Origin of the sequence: Pseudomonas sp. HMSC08G10 (assembly GCF_001808425.1) — a bacterium.
Lineage (GTDB): Bacteria > Pseudomonadota > Gammaproteobacteria > Pseudomonadales > Pseudomonadaceae > Aquipseudomonas > Aquipseudomonas guariconensis.
Genome location: NZ_KV793318.1, coordinates 18077 through 31734 on the forward strand (window position 1 = coordinate 18077; position 13658 = coordinate 31734).

The window sequence follows — 13658 nt, forward strand, 5'->3', positions numbered from 1 at the left end:
GTTTTCAAGGGGAGGACGGAGCCTCAGGCGACCTTGACGATCCAGCCGGCTGGCGCTTCGACGTCGCCGCTCTGGATGCCGGTCAGCTCGTTGTAGAGCTTCTGGGTGACCGGGCCGACTTTCTCCAGGTCGTGGAAGACGTGCAGCTTGCCGTTGTACTCGATCCCGCCGATCGGCGTGATGACTGCGGCGGTACCGCAGGCGCCGGCTTCGACGAAGCGATCGAGGTTGTTGATCTCGACATCGCCTTCGACCACTTTAAGGCCCAGGCGCGAGGCGGCCAGTTCCATCAGCGACAGACGGGTGATGCCCGGCAGGACGGAGGCCGATTTCGGGGTGACGAACTCGTTGTCCTTGGTGATGCCGAAGAAGTTGGCCGAACCGACTTCCTCGATCTTGCTGTGGGTCAGCGGGTCCAGGTAAATGGCATCGGCGAAGTTGTTCTTCTTCGCTTCGGCACCTGGCATCAGGCTGGCCGCATAGTTGCCACCGACCTTGGCGGCGCCGGTACCTTGCGGGGCGGCGCGGTCATAGCTGGAGATGGTGAAGTTGTGCGGTTTCATGCCGCCTTTGAAGTACGAGCCGACCGGGATGGCGAAGATCGAGAAGATGAACTCCGGCGCGGTGCGCACGCCGATGTTGTCGCCGGTGCCGATGACGAACGGACGCAGGTAAAGGGCGCCTTTGCCGTGCGGTGGTACGAAGCGCTCGTTGGCCTTGACCACTTGCTTGCAGGCCTCGATGAACACATCGGTCGGCACTTGCGGCATCAGCAGGCGGGCGCAGCTGCGCTGCATGCGGGCGGCGTTCTGGTCAGGGCGGAACAGATTGATCGAGCCGTCCTTGCAACGATAGGCCTTCAGGCCTTCGAAGCATTGCTGGCCATAGTGCAGGGCGGTGGAGCCTTCACTGATGTGCAGCACGTTGTCTTCGGTCAGGGTGCCTTTGTCCCACTCGCCGTTGCGCCATACGGACAGGTAGCGCTTGTCGGTCTTGATATAGTCGAAGCCCAGCTTGTCCCAGTTAATGCTCTCGTTACTCATGACACCCTCTTGTATTGCCTAGGGCCTGATCGCTCAGGCTGCTTTTATATGCGCACCTCGCCACGATAATACATCCGCCGCGGATCCGAAACGTCCAGTCATGAATTGGCCAGACGGGCGACGGGCTGGGTCAGCCCTTGCGAAGACGCGGTGCGCTGAACCTTTTCATTCAGCCTCAAGCGAAGAGTTGGCCCGTTACCTGCTATGTCCCTGCCAAAGAATTTGATCAAGTGGTCAGGCCTGCAGGCATCCAGCGCTGCCTCTGACCCGCTTCACGGCCGCAAGGCCGCGTGTTTTCGGGGGCTGGTGGATGTCGTTGGCGCAGCGCAAGGAACAACTCGAGCAGCAACCTGGCTGGAGCGCCTGTCTCCAACTGCGCTTCATCCAGTGCGAAGGGATGACCCGCCTTGGTGCGCGACGGCACTTCGGTCCTCTTTTGGTGCAGCGTCCGTTCCATCCCGAAGGAGCACCCTGTCATGTCTATGTCCTGCATCCGCCAGGTGGCATCGTCGCCGGTGACCGGCTGGAATTGGAGGTTCATCTAGAACCTGGCAGCCACGCACTGCTGACCATGCCGGGGGCGAGCAAGTTCTACCGCAGCATCGGGCCTACGGCACGGCTCACGCAGCGGTTCCACCTGGCGGCGGGCAGCACGCTGGAATGGCTGCCCCAGGACAGCATCTTCTTCAGTGGCGCGCGAGCCAGGCTCGACAGCCGCTTCACGCTCGAGCCCGGTGCACGGTTGCTGGCCTGGGAAACCCTGTGCCTGGGGCGACCGGTCATGGGCGAGCGCTTCGAGCAGGGCGCACTCGACAGCAGCCTGTGCATCGAACTGGCAGATGACCCTGGGCTCCAGGAGCGGCTGCGCATCGAGGCCGGGGGGGTGGACAAGCTTGGCGGCTACCCGCTGGTCGCTACGTTTTGCGCAGCACCCGCCAACCCAGCGCTGCTCGAGCGCGTGCGCCAGGCACTGGAGGGCTTGGGCAATCCTGCTGGCGCCACCTTGCTGGGGCCCTTGCTGGTGATCCGCCTGCTCGACCATGACAACCAACACCTGCAATCCACCCTGCAGCGCCTCTGGCACCTGCTGCGTCCGGCTGTCCTCGGCCTGGCGCCGTGCCCGCCGCGCATCTGGGCCACCTGAGAGAGAGGCCATGGAGCTGACCCCAAGAGAGAAAGACAAACTGCTGTTGTTCACCGCAGCGTTGCTGGCCGAGCGGCGCCTGGCCCGTGGCTTGAGGCTCAACTACCCGGAGGCGGTGGCGCTGATCAGCGCCGCTGTGCTCGAAGGCGCCCGTGATGGGCGCAGTGTCGCCGAGCTGATGAGCCTGGGCCGTGAGGTACTGGGGCGGGCGCAGGTAATGGAGGGCGTGGCCGAGATGCTCCACGACGTTCAGGTCGAGGCGACCTTTCCCGACGGCACCAAGCTGGTGACCGTGCATGACCCCATCGTCTGAGGAGCCGAGCATGATCCCCGGAGAAATCCAGGTCGCTGACGGCGACATCGAACTCAACAAGGGCCGCCCGACTGTCAGCGTCAGCGTGGCCAACCACGGCGATCGTCCGGTGCAGGTCGGATCGCACTATCACTTCTATGAGGTCAATGATTGCCTGGTCTTCGAGCGTGAGGTGGCCCGGGGCTATCGCCTGGATATTCCGGCCGGCACCGCCGTGCGTTTCGAGCCTGGGCAGGCCCGCACCGTGCAGTTGGTCGCCTACGCCGGCAAGCGGGAGGTGTACGGCTTCCAGGGCAAGGTCATGGGCGCACTGGAGGGCAGGTCATGAGTCGAATATCCCGGCAGGCCTATGCCGACATGTTCGGTCCGACGGTCGGCGACCGTGTGCGCCTGGCCGATACCGCCCTGTGGGTCGAGGTGGAAAAAGACTTCACGGTCTATGGCGAGGAGGTCAAGTTCGGTGGCGGCAAGGTCATCCGCGACGGCATGGGCCAAGGCCAGATGCTCGCCGCTGAGGCGATGGACCTGGTGCTGACCAACGCCTTGATCATCGATCACTGGGGCATCGTCAAGGCCGATATCGGCGTGCGTCATGGGCGTATCGCCGCGATCGGCAAGGCGGGCAATCCGGATATCCAGCCAGGGGTCACCGTCCCCGTCGGGCCGGGCACCGAAGTGATCGCTGCCGAGGGCAAGATCGTCACTGCCGGTGGCATCGACTCGCACATCCACTTCATCTGCCCGCAACAGGTAGAGGAAGCCTTGATCAGTGGCGTCACTACGTTCATTGGGGGCGGCACCGGGCCGGCCACCGGCACCAATGCCACCACCTGCACGCCCGGCCCCTGGTACTTGGCGCGCATGCTCCAGGCCGCTGACAGCCTGCCGATCAACATCGGCCTGTTGGGCAAAGGCAATGCTTCGCGGCCCGAAGCCTTGCAGGAGCAGATCGCCGCTGGAGCGGTGGGCCTGAAGCTGCACGAAGACTGGGGCTCCACGCCGGCTGCCATCGATTGCTGCCTGGGCGTGGCCGAGGCGCTGGACATCCAGGTGGCGATCCACACCGACACGCTCAATGAGTCCGGGTGTATCGAAGACACCCTGGCCGCCATCGGTGATCGCACCATCCACACCTTCCACACCGAAGGTGCCGGTGGCGGTCATGCGCCGGACATCATCCGCGCAGCCGGGCAGGCCAATGTATTGCCCTCTTCGACCAACCCGACGCTGCCCTATACCGTGAATACCGTCGACGAACACCTGGACATGCTCATGGTCTGCCATCACCTGGACCCGAGCATTGCCGAGGACGTGGCCTTCGCCGAGTCGCGCATACGCCGCGAGACCATTGCCGCCGAGGATATCCTCCATGACATGGGGGCTTTCGCGATGACCTCTTCAGACTCCCAGGCCATGGGCCGGGTGGGCGAGGTGGTGCTGCGCACCTGGCAAGTGGCGCACCAGATGAAGCTGCGCCGCGGGCCGTTGTCGCCTGACAGCGATTACAGCGACAACTTCCGGGTCAAGCGCTACATCGCCAAGTACACCCTCAACCCGGCCCTGACCCATGGCATCGCCCATGAGGTGGGATCGGTGGAGGTGGGCAAGCTTGCTGACTTGGTGCTCTGGTCGCCGGCCTTCTTCGCCGTCAAGCCGGCCTTGGTGCTCAAGGGCGGAATGATCGTCACGGCGCCGATGGGCGATATCAATGGCTCGATTCCCACGCCGCAACCTGTGCATTACCGGCCAATGTTCGGCGCACTCGGCGCGGCCCGGCAGGCCACGCGCATGACCTTCCTGCCGCAATTGGCCATGGACAGGGGCCTGGCCGAGACGCTTGGCCTGCGCAGTCTGATCGGTGTGGCCCGCGGCTGTCGGCGGGTACGCAAGGCCGACATGGTCCACAACAGCCTGCAACCGCATATCGAGGTAGATGCCCAGACCTATCAGGTGCGCGCCGACGGCGAGCTGCTGGTGTGCGAACCGGCCCGCGAACTCCCGTTGGCCCAGCGTTATTTTCTGTTCTGAGGAAAACCCATGATTGTCCTGACCCGTCGACTCAACGAAGCAGGCCCTGTGACCGGCACCGTTACCCTGGACGTGGATAGCCGCATCAAAAGCCGCCTGCGTATCACCCTGGACGACGGCCGTGAGGCAGGCCTGATGCTTGAGCGAGGTCACCTGCTGCGTGGCGGCGAGCTGCTCGGTGACGCCGAAGGTCGCCATGTGGTGCAAGTGCTTGCCGCGCCCGAGCAGGTGTCCACGGTGCGTTGCACCGACCCGCTGCTGCTGGCCCGCGCGGCCTACCACCTAGGCAACCGCCATGTGCCGTTGCAGATCGAACCTGGCCTGCTGCGTTTCCAGCACGATCATGTCCTGGACGAGATGCTGCGCGGCCTGGGCTTGAGCGTCGTGATCGAGCAGGCGCCTTTCGAACCTGAAGCCGGGGCCTACCAGAGCGCGCCCCATCATCACGGCCACGACCATCAGTTCGTGCGCTTGCCTGCCCATTGCTGAGCCATCCTGGGAGTTTTCAATGAAAAAGACGTTAGCCGTTGTCCTGCTACTGGCGGCCCTGCCGGCCTTCGCCCACCCTGGTCACGACACTAGCCCCTTGCGCGACGGCCTGTTGCATCCACTGACCGGTCTCGATCATCTGTTGATGTTGCTGGGCACCGGTGTGCTGGCGGCCTTGACGCGCCGAAGCCTGGGTCTACCGCTGGCCACCTTGGCGGCGATGGTCGGTGGGGCGGTGTGCGGGCATCTGTTTGGTGACGTGCTGGGTATGGAAGCGATGATCGCCGTGTCGGTATGGGTGATCGCAGGCGCCTTGTTGCTGCCCAGTCGGCAAAGGCTGCTGGCAGTGATCATGCCGATGTTCGCCCTGTTCCATGGCTGGGCTCATGGCGTGGAGGCTACCCCCAGCGCGTTCTGGCTGTTCGGTTCAGGTTTCGTTCTCGTCAGCACGCTGCTGCTGGCAGTGGGCTTTGCCGTCGGCTGCCTGTTGCGTCGTCACACGGGCCTGCAGAAGGCCGTTGGTGGGGGGATACTGGCGGGGGCGGCCTTGGTGCTGGCCGGTTGATGGACGTCGACCTCGCGCTGCTGCGCCTACTGCAACTGGCCAGTCCAGGCCTGCCGGTAGGCGGTTTCACCTACTCCCAGGGGTTGGAGTGGGCCGTGGAGGCCGGTTGGGTGCGCGACACGGCAACCTTCGCTGCCTGGCAACGCGAGCAATTGAACGACACCCTCGGCTACCTCGACTGGCCAGTGTTGGCGCGGCTCTATCACGCCTGCCAGGCAAATGATGCCGGCGCCTTCGCGCATTGGAGCCGCTTCGTGCTGGCCAACCGTGAGACTGCCGAGTTGCGGCTGGAAGAACAGCAGCGTGGCAGTGCGCTGGCGCGGCTGCTCGATGGCTGGCAACTGGGGCAGGCCCCGGACTGGCGGGCCAGTCTCGACCTGAGCCAACTGAGCGGCATGGCCTGGCTTGGCGTGCATTGGTCCATCCCGTTGCGTCAGTTGGCCTTGGGCCACGGCTTTGCCTGGCTCGAAAGCGCGGTGATGGCTGGGGTCAAGCTGGTGCCGTTCGGTCAGCAGGCGGCCCAGACGCTACTGCGCGACCTAGGGCAGGCGCTGCCTGCCGTGCTCGACCGCGCCCTGGCGCTGGACGATGACCAGCTCGGCGGCAGCCTGCCGCGGCTCGCCATTGCCTCTTCCTGTCATGAAATTCAATACACCCGTTTGTTCCGTTCTTGAGGAAGACCTTCATGCAAAGTCATCAAAACCCCCTGCGCGTCGGCGTCGGCGGACCGGTCGGCTCCGGCAAGACCGCATTGCTCGAAGCCCTGTGCAAAGCCATGCGTGACCACTACCAACTCGCGGTCGTGACCAACGACATCTACACCAAGGAGGATCAGCGCATCCTCACCGAGGCCGGTGCCCTGGAGCCTGAGCGTATTGTCGGGGTGGAGACCGGTGGTTGTCCGCATACGGCGATCCGCGAAGACGCCTCGATGAACCTGGCTGCCGTAGAGGCGCTGGCGCGTAAGTTTGGCAATCTCGATGTGATCTTCGTCGAAAGCGGAGGCGACAACCTCAGTGCGACATTCAGTCCGGAACTCGCTGACCTGACGATTTATGTCATCGATGTCGCCGAAGGCGAGAAGATTCCCCGCAAAGGAGGGCCAGGCATCACCAAGTCGGATTTCCTGGTGATCAACAAGACCGATCTGGCGCCTCATGTCGGTGCTTCGCTGGAGGTGATGGAGCGCGATACCCGACGCATGCGCCCCGAGCGACCGTGGACTTTCAGCAATCTGAAGAAGGGCGAGGGGTTGCAGGCGGTAATCGATTTCATCGTAGAGCGTGGGATGTTGGGAGGTGGCGCTCCTTGAGTGGGGCCCAATGGTCGAACGAGGCTGGCGGCCAGATCAGCGTTGTCAGGGTGAGGTTGAAGGTGCCTCGCCCCATCAGCGCAGTCTCTGGAATGCGAAAAGAGCTGAATGATGTCTTGAGGGCAGTCGTAGGACGGAGCTCGAACGCGACATCGATTCAGCGTAATGACCGAGTAGATTTCCCGGTGCTAGAGAGGGCGTTGCCAGACGACAGTGGGCGTGGGTGAAGGACGAGGTCCCTCACCGGTCGGCAGGCAGATCATGACGGTTCGCCTGCTTCATCGACGTCAGAAACATTCGAGAAAACGATATGAAAAAACGTGCCGTAATCACGCTGATGTTCACCGTTGGCCTGACCCAGTTTGCCCACAGCAGCGAGTCCGCTCCTGGGGCCGCTACGCCGTCTCCAATTGTCCAGACCGGCGCCATCGCCGGCGATGCCCTGCTCAGCTATTGGGATTTCGGGCCAGAGTGCCCGGAGGGCACGGGCTGGACCGAAGCCGGGCACTGCCAGCCTTACTGGGACTTCGATTGACCCGGAGGTCTCGAGCGGTTCAGAGGCCTTTGCGTGCGTCGCTCGGATGACCCTGCAATGAGCCTTCGAGCTTGAGCGTCGCGCCATCGACCAAGGTCAACACCAGGTCCTCGATGGTGCCGGCCAGTCGATCCACAAAGATCGGCTGGCCATCCGGGTCAACGTCGTCATAGTAGAACCGAGTACCCTCCAGCCAGCCGACGGCGGTGTTGAGGTCGGTGTCGAGATAGTACTTTCCATCGAGGAAGAAACCCGTGAATTGCCAGGTGCGCTCCTCGTTATCGACGGTGTAGCGTTCGCCTGGTTGCATGCCGGTTGCGGGATCGAGCATGGTGCAGCCCTCCTTGAGTGGATGTCGGGTAGAAAACGCAAACCTCGTAGAGGTTCCTTACACAAGACAGAAGTACGTCTGACTGCGATCGAATGGAATCGCTGGCAGCGTACGCAGTCCACCTGTCAGGTGGCGTGTTCTGCAGGTAAGACGTCCGTTGTTCCAAACCAAGGAGAGATCACATGAAAGCACTGGTAATGACCGCCTTGCTGGTCACCGCCGGCCTTGCTCAGGCCGACCAAAAGGTGGAATTGAAGCTTGCCGGCCCGGACGGCCCAGGCAGGTCGATCGGGACGGTCACCCTCGAGCAGACCCCGTACGGGGCATTGCTCACACCGGATCTTGCCGACCTGCCTCCGGGTGTGCACGGCTTTCACTTGCACCAGCGCCCTTCATGCGACGCGGCCGAGGAGAACGGCAAGCCCGTGCCGGCAGGCGCCGCCGGGGGCCACTGGGATCCGGCGGCGACCAACGCTCACAAAGGCCCGTACGACGCAGGCGGCCATCGCGGCGACTTGCCAGCGTTGTATGTCGGTGCCGACGGCAAGGCTACGACTCCAGTATTGGCACCTCGACTCAAGGTGGACGATTTCAAGGAGCATGCCCTGATGGTGCATGCCGGTGGCGACAACCACAGCGACCATCCTGAGAAACTGGGCGGTGGCGGAGCCCGGGTAGCGTGCGGGGTGGTGCAGTAAGCGCATCCCAGGTGTACGCGATGTGACGTCGCAACCGCCCTGAACAGCCAGGGCTTTTCGGAGGGGCCGCTCTGCGGCCCTTTTGCGTGTCACACGGCTTTCACAGGCACTGCGTTGAACCTCACGGCTGCGCTCGTGCCATGAAAAATATCTTCAACCCATAGGCAAATCCTTGCTCACCCACGCGCCTGTGGGCCCAGCGCTAAGGTAAGGTGGCAGGAAAAATCCGCTACGCCGCATGCGGCGTCAGAGAGGTGCCTGTGGCTTCCTATACCTTGCGTCAACTCAAGTATTTCGTCACCACCGTGGAGGCCGGCAGCGTCGCCGAGGCATCGCGCCAGCTGTACATCGCGCAGCCGTCGATCTCCACGGCCATCAAAAGCCTGGAAGAGAGCTTCGGCGTCCAGTTGTTCATCCGCCACCATGCCCAGGGCGTTTCGCTGACCCCCAGCGGTAAGCGCTTCTATGCCAAGACCAAGGCGCTGCTGCAGATGACCCACGAGTTCGAGCAGAACGCCTTGGCCGACAACGACACCGTGGCCGGGCAGATCGATATTGGCTGCTTCGAGACGGTGGCGCCGCTGTATCTGCCCAGGTTGATCGCAGGCTTTCGTGAGCGTTATCCGGGCGTGGACATCCGCCTGCGCGATGGCGAGCAGCAGGACCTGATCCAGGGCCTGACCGCCGGCACATTCGATCTGGCTTTTCTCTACGACCATGACCTGGACGGCACCATCGAAGCCGAGCCATTGATGCCGCCGCAAAAGCCCTACGTGCTGCTTCCTGAAAAGCACCGCTTCGCAGGTCAGGCTCAGGTGTCGCTGCGTGACTTGTGCCCGGAGCCGATGATCCTGCTCGACGTCGCGCCGAGCCGCACCTATTTCGTCAGCCTGTTCAACGAGATGGGCCTGACGCCGAACATTGTCTTCAGTTCGCCATCGATCGAGATGGTGCGGGGGATGGTTGGGCAGGGGTTCGGGTTTTCGTTGCTGGTGACCCGGCCACATTCCGAATACACATACGATGGACAGCGGCTGGTGACGCTGGACATCGCAGAGCCGGTGGCCCTGTCGGGGCTGGCGGCGGCGCGGTTGAAGCGGGTCCAACTCACCAAACCTGCGCAGTTGTTCGTCGAGTTCTGCCGGGAGGAGTTGGCCAAGCTTTGAACTTCCATGAGCCCTGAACGGGCAAGCCCGCTCCCCAAGGCCTTGTCGCCTAAGGGGAGCGGGCTTGCCCGTAAGGGGGCTGCAAAGCAACCCCGCAAACGCCAGGGTGTTACGCCTGGTCCGGCACCACGGCGATCACATCGATCTCCATCAGCCATTCAGCCTGGGCCAGGCCCGCCACCACCAGCCCGGTGGAGATCGGGAATACGCCCTTGAGCCATTTACCGACTTCCTGGTACACCGGCTCCCGGAAGCGGGGGTCGGTGATGTAGGTGGTGGTCTTGACGATGTGCGACATGTCCGAACCGGCTTCTTCAAGCAGTTGCTTGACGTTCTTCATTGCCTGCTCGGCTTGGGCACGAGGATCGCCCAGGCCTACGAGGCGACCTTCGAAGTCGGTACCGACCTGGCCGCGCACATAGATCGTGTTGCCGGCGCGTACTGCCTGGCAGAGGTCGTTGTCCAGCGACTGATTGGGGTAGGTCGCCTTGGTGTTGAACATGCGGATACGGGTATGGGTAGGCATCAGTGCGCTCCGAGGGTGCTGACTTTCTGGATCGAGGTTGGGGACTGCTCGGCCTCTGCTTCACGCTGTTCGCGATCGCGGTAGGCCAGGTATGTGCGTTGGGTGGCGATGTGGCCGGCCACATGCTTGGCGTCGTGCCAGACGCCCCAGATGAATGATGAGCCGCGGCGCGACAGCCAGGGCAGGCCGAGGAAGTACACACCCGGCTCGCGGGATACGCCGCGCTGGTGCAGCGGCTTGCCGTTGGCATCGAACGTGTCGACCTGCAGCCAGCTGAAATCCACGCCGTAGCCGGTGGCCCAGATGATGGTGTTGACGCCGGCCTTGGCCAGGTCGAGCTCGCGCAGCGGGTGGCTGACGCATTCAGGATCGGGCAGGCGCTTGCGGGCTTCTGGCTCCTGCGGCAGGTCCAGGCCGTTACGCTCGATGTAGGCATCGGCGGCATCCAGCAGGGCCAGGTAGTTCTCATCGCCACGGCGGATGTTGTCGGCAAGGTCGTCCTGGAAGCGCACCACGCCGTTCTCGAACGACTGGGTCAGGCCGACCAGGGTCATGCCTTGGTGGGCGAGGGCGCGGAAGTCCACGGTATGGCCACCGCGGGCACCACTGACGGCGATGGTCACGTGTTCGCGGCCCGGTTTGGCGATCTCGGCGTCCCATTCGCCCAGCACACCCAGCCACCAGCAGAAGTCGCGGTTGCGGTAGGACCGTGGCGGACGGTCATGGGCGCCGACCGAGAGGTACACCTGGCGCCCGGCGCGCATCAGCTCTTCGGCGATCTGCACGCCGGAGGAGCCAGCGCCCACCACCAGCACAGCGCCTTCGGGCAGTTGCTCGGGGTTGTAGTAGGCGGCCGAGTGGATCTGGTGCAGGCGCTCGTCCTTCGGGGCGATGGCCGGAATCACTGGGCGTTGGAAAGGACCGGTAGCGGCCACTACGCGGTTGGCACGGATCACGCCTTCGTTGGTTTCGATGGTGAAGCCTGGGCAGTCGGCGTTGCGTACCACCTTCTTCACTTCAATGCCGGTCCGTACGGGCAGGTTGTACTTGCGCACGTAGGTCTCGAAGTAGTCGGCGACCTGGTCCTTGCCGGCGAAGGCGTCCGGATCGAGGTCGAATTCCAGGCCCGGGAAGCGGTCGTGCCAGACCGGGCCGTTGGCCACCAACGAATCCCAGCGCCCGGTGCGCCAGGCCTCGGCGATGCGCTTGCGCTCCAGCACCAGGTGCGGCACGCCGAGTTTGCTCAGGTGTTCGCTCATGGCCACGCCAGCCTGGCCGGCGCCGACCACGAGAGTGTCGATTTCGATGTTGTTCAATGTCATGTCTGAGCCCTTCTTGGAAGGCGGTTTTATTCAGGTCGGTGGGGTACCGCCTTTGCCTGAGGCCAGACTAGGGATGTGCTTTGCAACGCGAAAATATTATTTAGCTAATGATTGCCTATAAATTACCGAAGGCTTTGATTGGCGCGGCGTTGAGCTATGTTTCCTGTTTATTTAAGTGCCATTTTTATTGATGTTTTATGGCCTTAGTTTTTTCCTTTCCTGGTCCTAGGAAAAAGTTGGTTTCGTGGGTCAACGGCTTCTGCCCAGAATGTTCCCATTCGCGCGAAAAGTTGTTTTCGCAAGCGCATTGGACAGACCTTCAGGAGCCACAGGACATGACCTTTTCTATCATCGGCCGTTGCCAGGAAACCGGCCAGCTCGGTATCGCCATCAGCTCATCGAGCATCGCAGTAGGCGCACGTTGCCCTTGGGTACGTGCAGGTGTCGGCGCGGTGGCCACGCAGAACATTACCTTGCCCGCGTTGGGTCCGCAGATACTCGATGCCCTTGAGCAAGGTCAACTGCCGGCGGCCGCGCTGGACCGGGTGCTCACGGCCAATGGCTGGAGCGAGTACCGGCAGGTGACGGTGATCGACAGCCAGGGCCAAGTGGCATTGTTTACCGGCAAGGAAGCGCTCGGCGTGCACAACGCAGTGGCTGGCGAGCAGTGCGCGGCAGCAGGCAATCTGTTGTCTTCGATCCAGGTGATCGAGGCCATGGTCGCGGCCTTCGAACAAACGGCCGGGCACTTGGCCGATCGTCTGTTGGCTGCGATGCACGCGGCCATGGCCGCTGGCGGCGAAGCGGGGCCGGTGCATTCGGCAGCGATGAAGATTGCCGGTGAGCTGACCTGGCCGCTGGTGGACCTGCGGGTGGACTGGGCGGACGAGGACCCTATCGGCACGCTGGACAAACTGTGGCAAGACTACCGCCCGCAGATGCAGGACTACGTGACCCGTGCGTTGAACCCAACCGCTGCGCCAAGCTATGGAGTGCCAGGCGATGAGTGAGTCGAGCAGTCGCGAACTGCTGGCCCGGCTGGTGGGATTTGCCACCGTCAGCCGCGAGTCCAACCTGGCGCTGATCGGTTTCGTTCGTGATTACCTGGCCGGGCTGGGTGTGGACTGCGAGCTGTTCCACAACGAAGAGGGCACCAAGGCCAATCTGTTCGCCACCATAGGTCCTAAGGACCGGGGTGGTGTGGTGTTGTCCGGGCACACCGATGTGGTGCCGGTCGATGGCCAGGCCTGGACCGTCGAGCCTTTCGCGTTGACCGAACGTGACGGGCGTCTGTACGGGCGCGGTACGGCGGACATGAAAGGCTTCATCGCTTCGGTGCTGGCGGCGGTGCCAGCGTTTCTCGCGCAGCCGTTGAAATGGCCGGTGCATCTGGCGTTTTCATACGATGAGGAGGTTGGCTGCCTAGGTGTGCGCTCCATGCTGGCTGCACTCGAGCGACGTCCTCACAAGCCGCGCCTGTGCCTGATCGGCGAGCCTACCGAGCTCAAGCCAGTGCTGGGCCACAAAGGCAAATTGGCCATGCGTTGTCAGGTGCATGGCGCCGCGTGTCATTCGGCGTACGCGCCCTATGGGGTCAATGCGATCGAATACGCCGCGCGCCTGATCGGCAAGCTCGGCGAGATCGGCGATGGCCTGGCGCGTCCCGAGCACCATGACGAGCGCTTCGATCCGCCGTTTTCCACGGTGCAGACCGGCATGATCAAAGGGGGGCGGGCGCTGAACATCGTCCCGGCCGAGTGCGAGTTCGACTTCGAGGTGCGCGCCTTGCCGGGCTTCGAGGCCCAGGCCGTGGCCGACCAGTTGCAGACCTACGCCGAGGCCGAACTGCTGCCGCGCATGCGTGCGGTCAGCGCAGACAGTGACATTCGCCTGAAGCCGCTCAGTGCTTACCCTGGCCTGGCGACCCCGGCCGACAGCGAGGCGGCGAAACTGGTCGCGCTGCTCAGCGGCTCCGAGGAGTTTGGCACCGTGGCCTTTGGTACCGAGGGTGGGCTGTTCGATCAGGCGGGCATTGCGACGGTGGTCTGCGGGCCTGGCAGCATGGATCAGGGGCACAAGCCCGATGAGTTCGTCAGTGTCGAGCAGTTGCAGGCCTGCGATGCCATGTTGCTTCGCCTGGTGGCGCACTTGAGCGAGACTCGATAGAGCCTGGGGGCGCATTGCGC

15 protein-coding genes and 2 pseudogenes are annotated in these 13658 nt (G+C 63.3%); 13 read left to right on the forward strand and 4 right to left on the reverse strand.

Annotated elements, in window-relative coordinates; translation table 11 throughout:
• Window positions 1–23 precede the first annotated feature (23 nt).
• A complete protein-coding gene (locus HMPREF3173_RS16465) occupies window positions 24–1043 on the reverse strand; it encodes a branched-chain amino acid aminotransferase (RefSeq protein WP_070574590.1) in 1020 nt (339 codons plus the stop codon).
• Between the two features lie 310 nt (window positions 1044–1353).
• Here HMPREF3173_RS16465 and HMPREF3173_RS16470 point away from each other — a divergent pair, with 310 nt between their 5' ends.
• The 9 genes from HMPREF3173_RS16470 to HMPREF3173_RS16510 all read left to right on the forward strand — a co-directional run bounded on the left by HMPREF3173_RS16470 (window position 1354) and on the right by HMPREF3173_RS16510 (window position 7429).
• Window positions 1354–2187 carry an urease accessory protein UreD gene (locus HMPREF3173_RS16470; protein ID WP_070574591.1) on the forward strand — a complete coding sequence of 278 codons (834 nt, stop codon included), beginning with the start codon at window positions 1354–1356 and terminating at the stop codon, window positions 2185–2187.
• 10 nt (window positions 2188–2197) lie between these two features.
• Window positions 2198–2500, forward strand: a complete 303-nt coding sequence (locus HMPREF3173_RS16475) for an urease subunit gamma (RefSeq protein WP_043211330.1) — start codon at window positions 2198–2200, stop codon at window positions 2498–2500.
• Window positions 2501–2510: 10 nt separating this feature from the next.
• On the forward strand, window positions 2511–2828 hold the full coding sequence (locus HMPREF3173_RS16480) for an urease subunit beta (RefSeq protein WP_070574594.1): 318 nt from the start codon (window positions 2511–2513) through the stop codon (window positions 2826–2828).
• Entirely contained in the window at window positions 2825–4528 is a 1704-nt protein-coding gene (ureC, locus tag HMPREF3173_RS16485; RefSeq protein WP_070574596.1) for an urease subunit alpha, read from the forward strand. Before HMPREF3173_RS16480 ends, ureC begins: the two co-directional genes overlap by 4 nt.
• Window positions 4529–4537: 9 nt before the next feature.
• The gene (gene ureE, locus HMPREF3173_RS16490) at window positions 4538–5017 is read left to right on the forward strand and encodes an urease accessory protein UreE (RefSeq protein WP_070574598.1); all 480 of its coding nucleotides are present in this window, start codon (window positions 4538–4540) and stop codon (window positions 5015–5017) included.
• Between the two features lie 19 nt (window positions 5018–5036).
• A complete protein-coding gene (locus HMPREF3173_RS16495; RefSeq protein WP_070574601.1) occupies window positions 5037–5582 on the forward strand; it encodes a HupE/UreJ family protein in 546 nt (181 codons plus the stop codon).
• Window positions 5582–6256 carry an urease accessory protein UreF gene (locus HMPREF3173_RS16500; RefSeq protein WP_070574603.1) on the forward strand — a complete coding sequence of 225 codons (675 nt, stop codon included), beginning with the start codon at window positions 5582–5584 and terminating at the stop codon, window positions 6254–6256. The genes HMPREF3173_RS16495 and HMPREF3173_RS16500 overlap by 1 nt, the downstream gene beginning before the upstream one ends.
• A gap of 11 nt (window positions 6257–6267) precedes the next feature.
• Window positions 6268–6894: an urease accessory protein UreG gene (ureG, locus tag HMPREF3173_RS16505; protein ID WP_070574605.1), complete on the forward strand. Its 627-nt coding sequence runs from the start codon at window positions 6268–6270 to the stop codon at window positions 6892–6894.
• A 310-nt stretch (window positions 6895–7204) separates the two neighbouring features.
• A complete protein-coding gene (locus HMPREF3173_RS16510) occupies window positions 7205–7429 on the forward strand; it encodes a hypothetical protein (protein WP_070574607.1) in 225 nt (74 codons plus the stop codon).
• Window positions 7430–7496: 67 nt separating this feature from the next.
• Here HMPREF3173_RS16510 and HMPREF3173_RS16515 read toward each other — a convergent pair.
• Window positions 7497–7760, reverse strand: a pseudogene (locus HMPREF3173_RS16515) (short chain dehydrogenase); the annotation flags it as partial.
• Between the two features lie 182 nt (window positions 7761–7942).
• On the opposite strand from HMPREF3173_RS16515, the gene sodC reads away from it, so the two are divergent.
• Window positions 7943–8458 (forward strand): superoxide dismutase family protein, encoded by a 516-nt coding sequence (gene sodC / locus HMPREF3173_RS16520; RefSeq protein WP_070574611.1) that lies wholly within the window; start codon window positions 7943–7945, stop codon window positions 8456–8458.
• A 260-nt stretch (window positions 8459–8718) separates the two neighbouring features.
• The gene (locus tag HMPREF3173_RS16525; RefSeq protein WP_043211318.1) at window positions 8719–9624 is read left to right on the forward strand and encodes a LysR family transcriptional regulator; all 906 of its coding nucleotides are present in this window, start codon (window positions 8719–8721) and stop codon (window positions 9622–9624) included.
• Window positions 9625–9733: 109 nt separating this feature from the next.
• Here the strand turns inward: HMPREF3173_RS16525 and HMPREF3173_RS16530 are convergent, their stop codons facing one another.
• Together HMPREF3173_RS16530 and HMPREF3173_RS16535 are read right to left on the reverse strand one after the other, a co-directional pair.
• Window positions 9734–10150 (reverse strand): RidA family protein, encoded by a 417-nt coding sequence (locus tag HMPREF3173_RS16530; RefSeq protein WP_043211317.1) that lies wholly within the window; start codon window positions 10148–10150, stop codon window positions 9734–9736.
• Window positions 10150–11506: pseudogene (locus tag HMPREF3173_RS16535) on the reverse strand (flavin-containing monooxygenase). The gene HMPREF3173_RS16530 and the pseudogene HMPREF3173_RS16535 overlap by 1 nt, the downstream one beginning before the upstream one ends.
• Before the next feature lie 301 nt (window positions 11507–11807).
• Between HMPREF3173_RS16535 and HMPREF3173_RS16540 the strand changes: the two are divergent.
• Together HMPREF3173_RS16540 and argE are read left to right on the forward strand one after the other, a co-directional pair.
• Window positions 11808–12482 carry a DUF1028 domain-containing protein gene (locus HMPREF3173_RS16540; protein ID WP_070574615.1) on the forward strand — a complete coding sequence of 225 codons (675 nt, stop codon included), beginning with the start codon at window positions 11808–11810 and terminating at the stop codon, window positions 12480–12482.
• The gene (gene argE, locus HMPREF3173_RS16545) at window positions 12475–13638 is read left to right on the forward strand and encodes an acetylornithine deacetylase (RefSeq protein ID WP_070574617.1); all 1164 of its coding nucleotides are present in this window, start codon (window positions 12475–12477) and stop codon (window positions 13636–13638) included. The genes HMPREF3173_RS16540 and argE overlap by 8 nt, the downstream gene beginning before the upstream one ends.
• Window positions 13639–13658 lie beyond the last annotated feature (20 nt).

What these genes read in the sequence shown, in the direction of transcription:
- HMPREF3173_RS16465 (WP_070574590.1), bottom strand. Translation starts at nt 1,043, where the DNA reads ATGAGTAACGAGAGCATTAACTGGGACAAGCTGGGCTTCGACTATATC.
- HMPREF3173_RS16470 (WP_070574591.1), top strand. Translation starts at nt 1,354, where the DNA reads ATGTCGTTGGCGCAGCGCAAGGAACAACTCGAGCAGCAACCTGGCTGG.
- HMPREF3173_RS16475 (WP_043211330.1), top strand. Translation starts at nt 2,198, where the DNA reads ATGGAGCTGACCCCAAGAGAGAAAGACAAACTGCTGTTGTTCACCGCA.
- HMPREF3173_RS16480 (WP_070574594.1), top strand. Translation starts at nt 2,511, where the DNA reads ATGATCCCCGGAGAAATCCAGGTCGCTGACGGCGACATCGAACTCAAC.
- ureC (WP_070574596.1), top strand. Translation starts at nt 2,825, where the DNA reads ATGAGTCGAATATCCCGGCAGGCCTATGCCGACATGTTCGGTCCGACG.
- ureE (WP_070574598.1), top strand. Translation starts at nt 4,538, where the DNA reads ATGATTGTCCTGACCCGTCGACTCAACGAAGCAGGCCCTGTGACCGGC.
- HMPREF3173_RS16495 (WP_070574601.1), top strand. Translation starts at nt 5,037, where the DNA reads ATGAAAAAGACGTTAGCCGTTGTCCTGCTACTGGCGGCCCTGCCGGCC.
- HMPREF3173_RS16500 (WP_070574603.1), top strand. Translation starts at nt 5,582, where the DNA reads ATGGACGTCGACCTCGCGCTGCTGCGCCTACTGCAACTGGCCAGTCCA.
- ureG (WP_070574605.1), top strand. Translation starts at nt 6,268, where the DNA reads ATGCAAAGTCATCAAAACCCCCTGCGCGTCGGCGTCGGCGGACCGGTC.
- HMPREF3173_RS16510 (WP_070574607.1), top strand. Translation starts at nt 7,205, where the DNA reads ATGAAAAAACGTGCCGTAATCACGCTGATGTTCACCGTTGGCCTGACC.
- sodC (WP_070574611.1), top strand. Translation starts at nt 7,943, where the DNA reads ATGAAAGCACTGGTAATGACCGCCTTGCTGGTCACCGCCGGCCTTGCT.
- HMPREF3173_RS16530 (WP_043211317.1), bottom strand. Translation starts at nt 10,150, where the DNA reads ATGCCTACCCATACCCGTATCCGCATGTTCAACACCAAGGCGACCTAC.
- HMPREF3173_RS16540 (WP_070574615.1), top strand. Translation starts at nt 11,808, where the DNA reads ATGACCTTTTCTATCATCGGCCGTTGCCAGGAAACCGGCCAGCTCGGT.
- argE (WP_070574617.1), top strand. Translation starts at nt 12,475, where the DNA reads ATGAGTGAGTCGAGCAGTCGCGAACTGCTGGCCCGGCTGGTGGGATTT.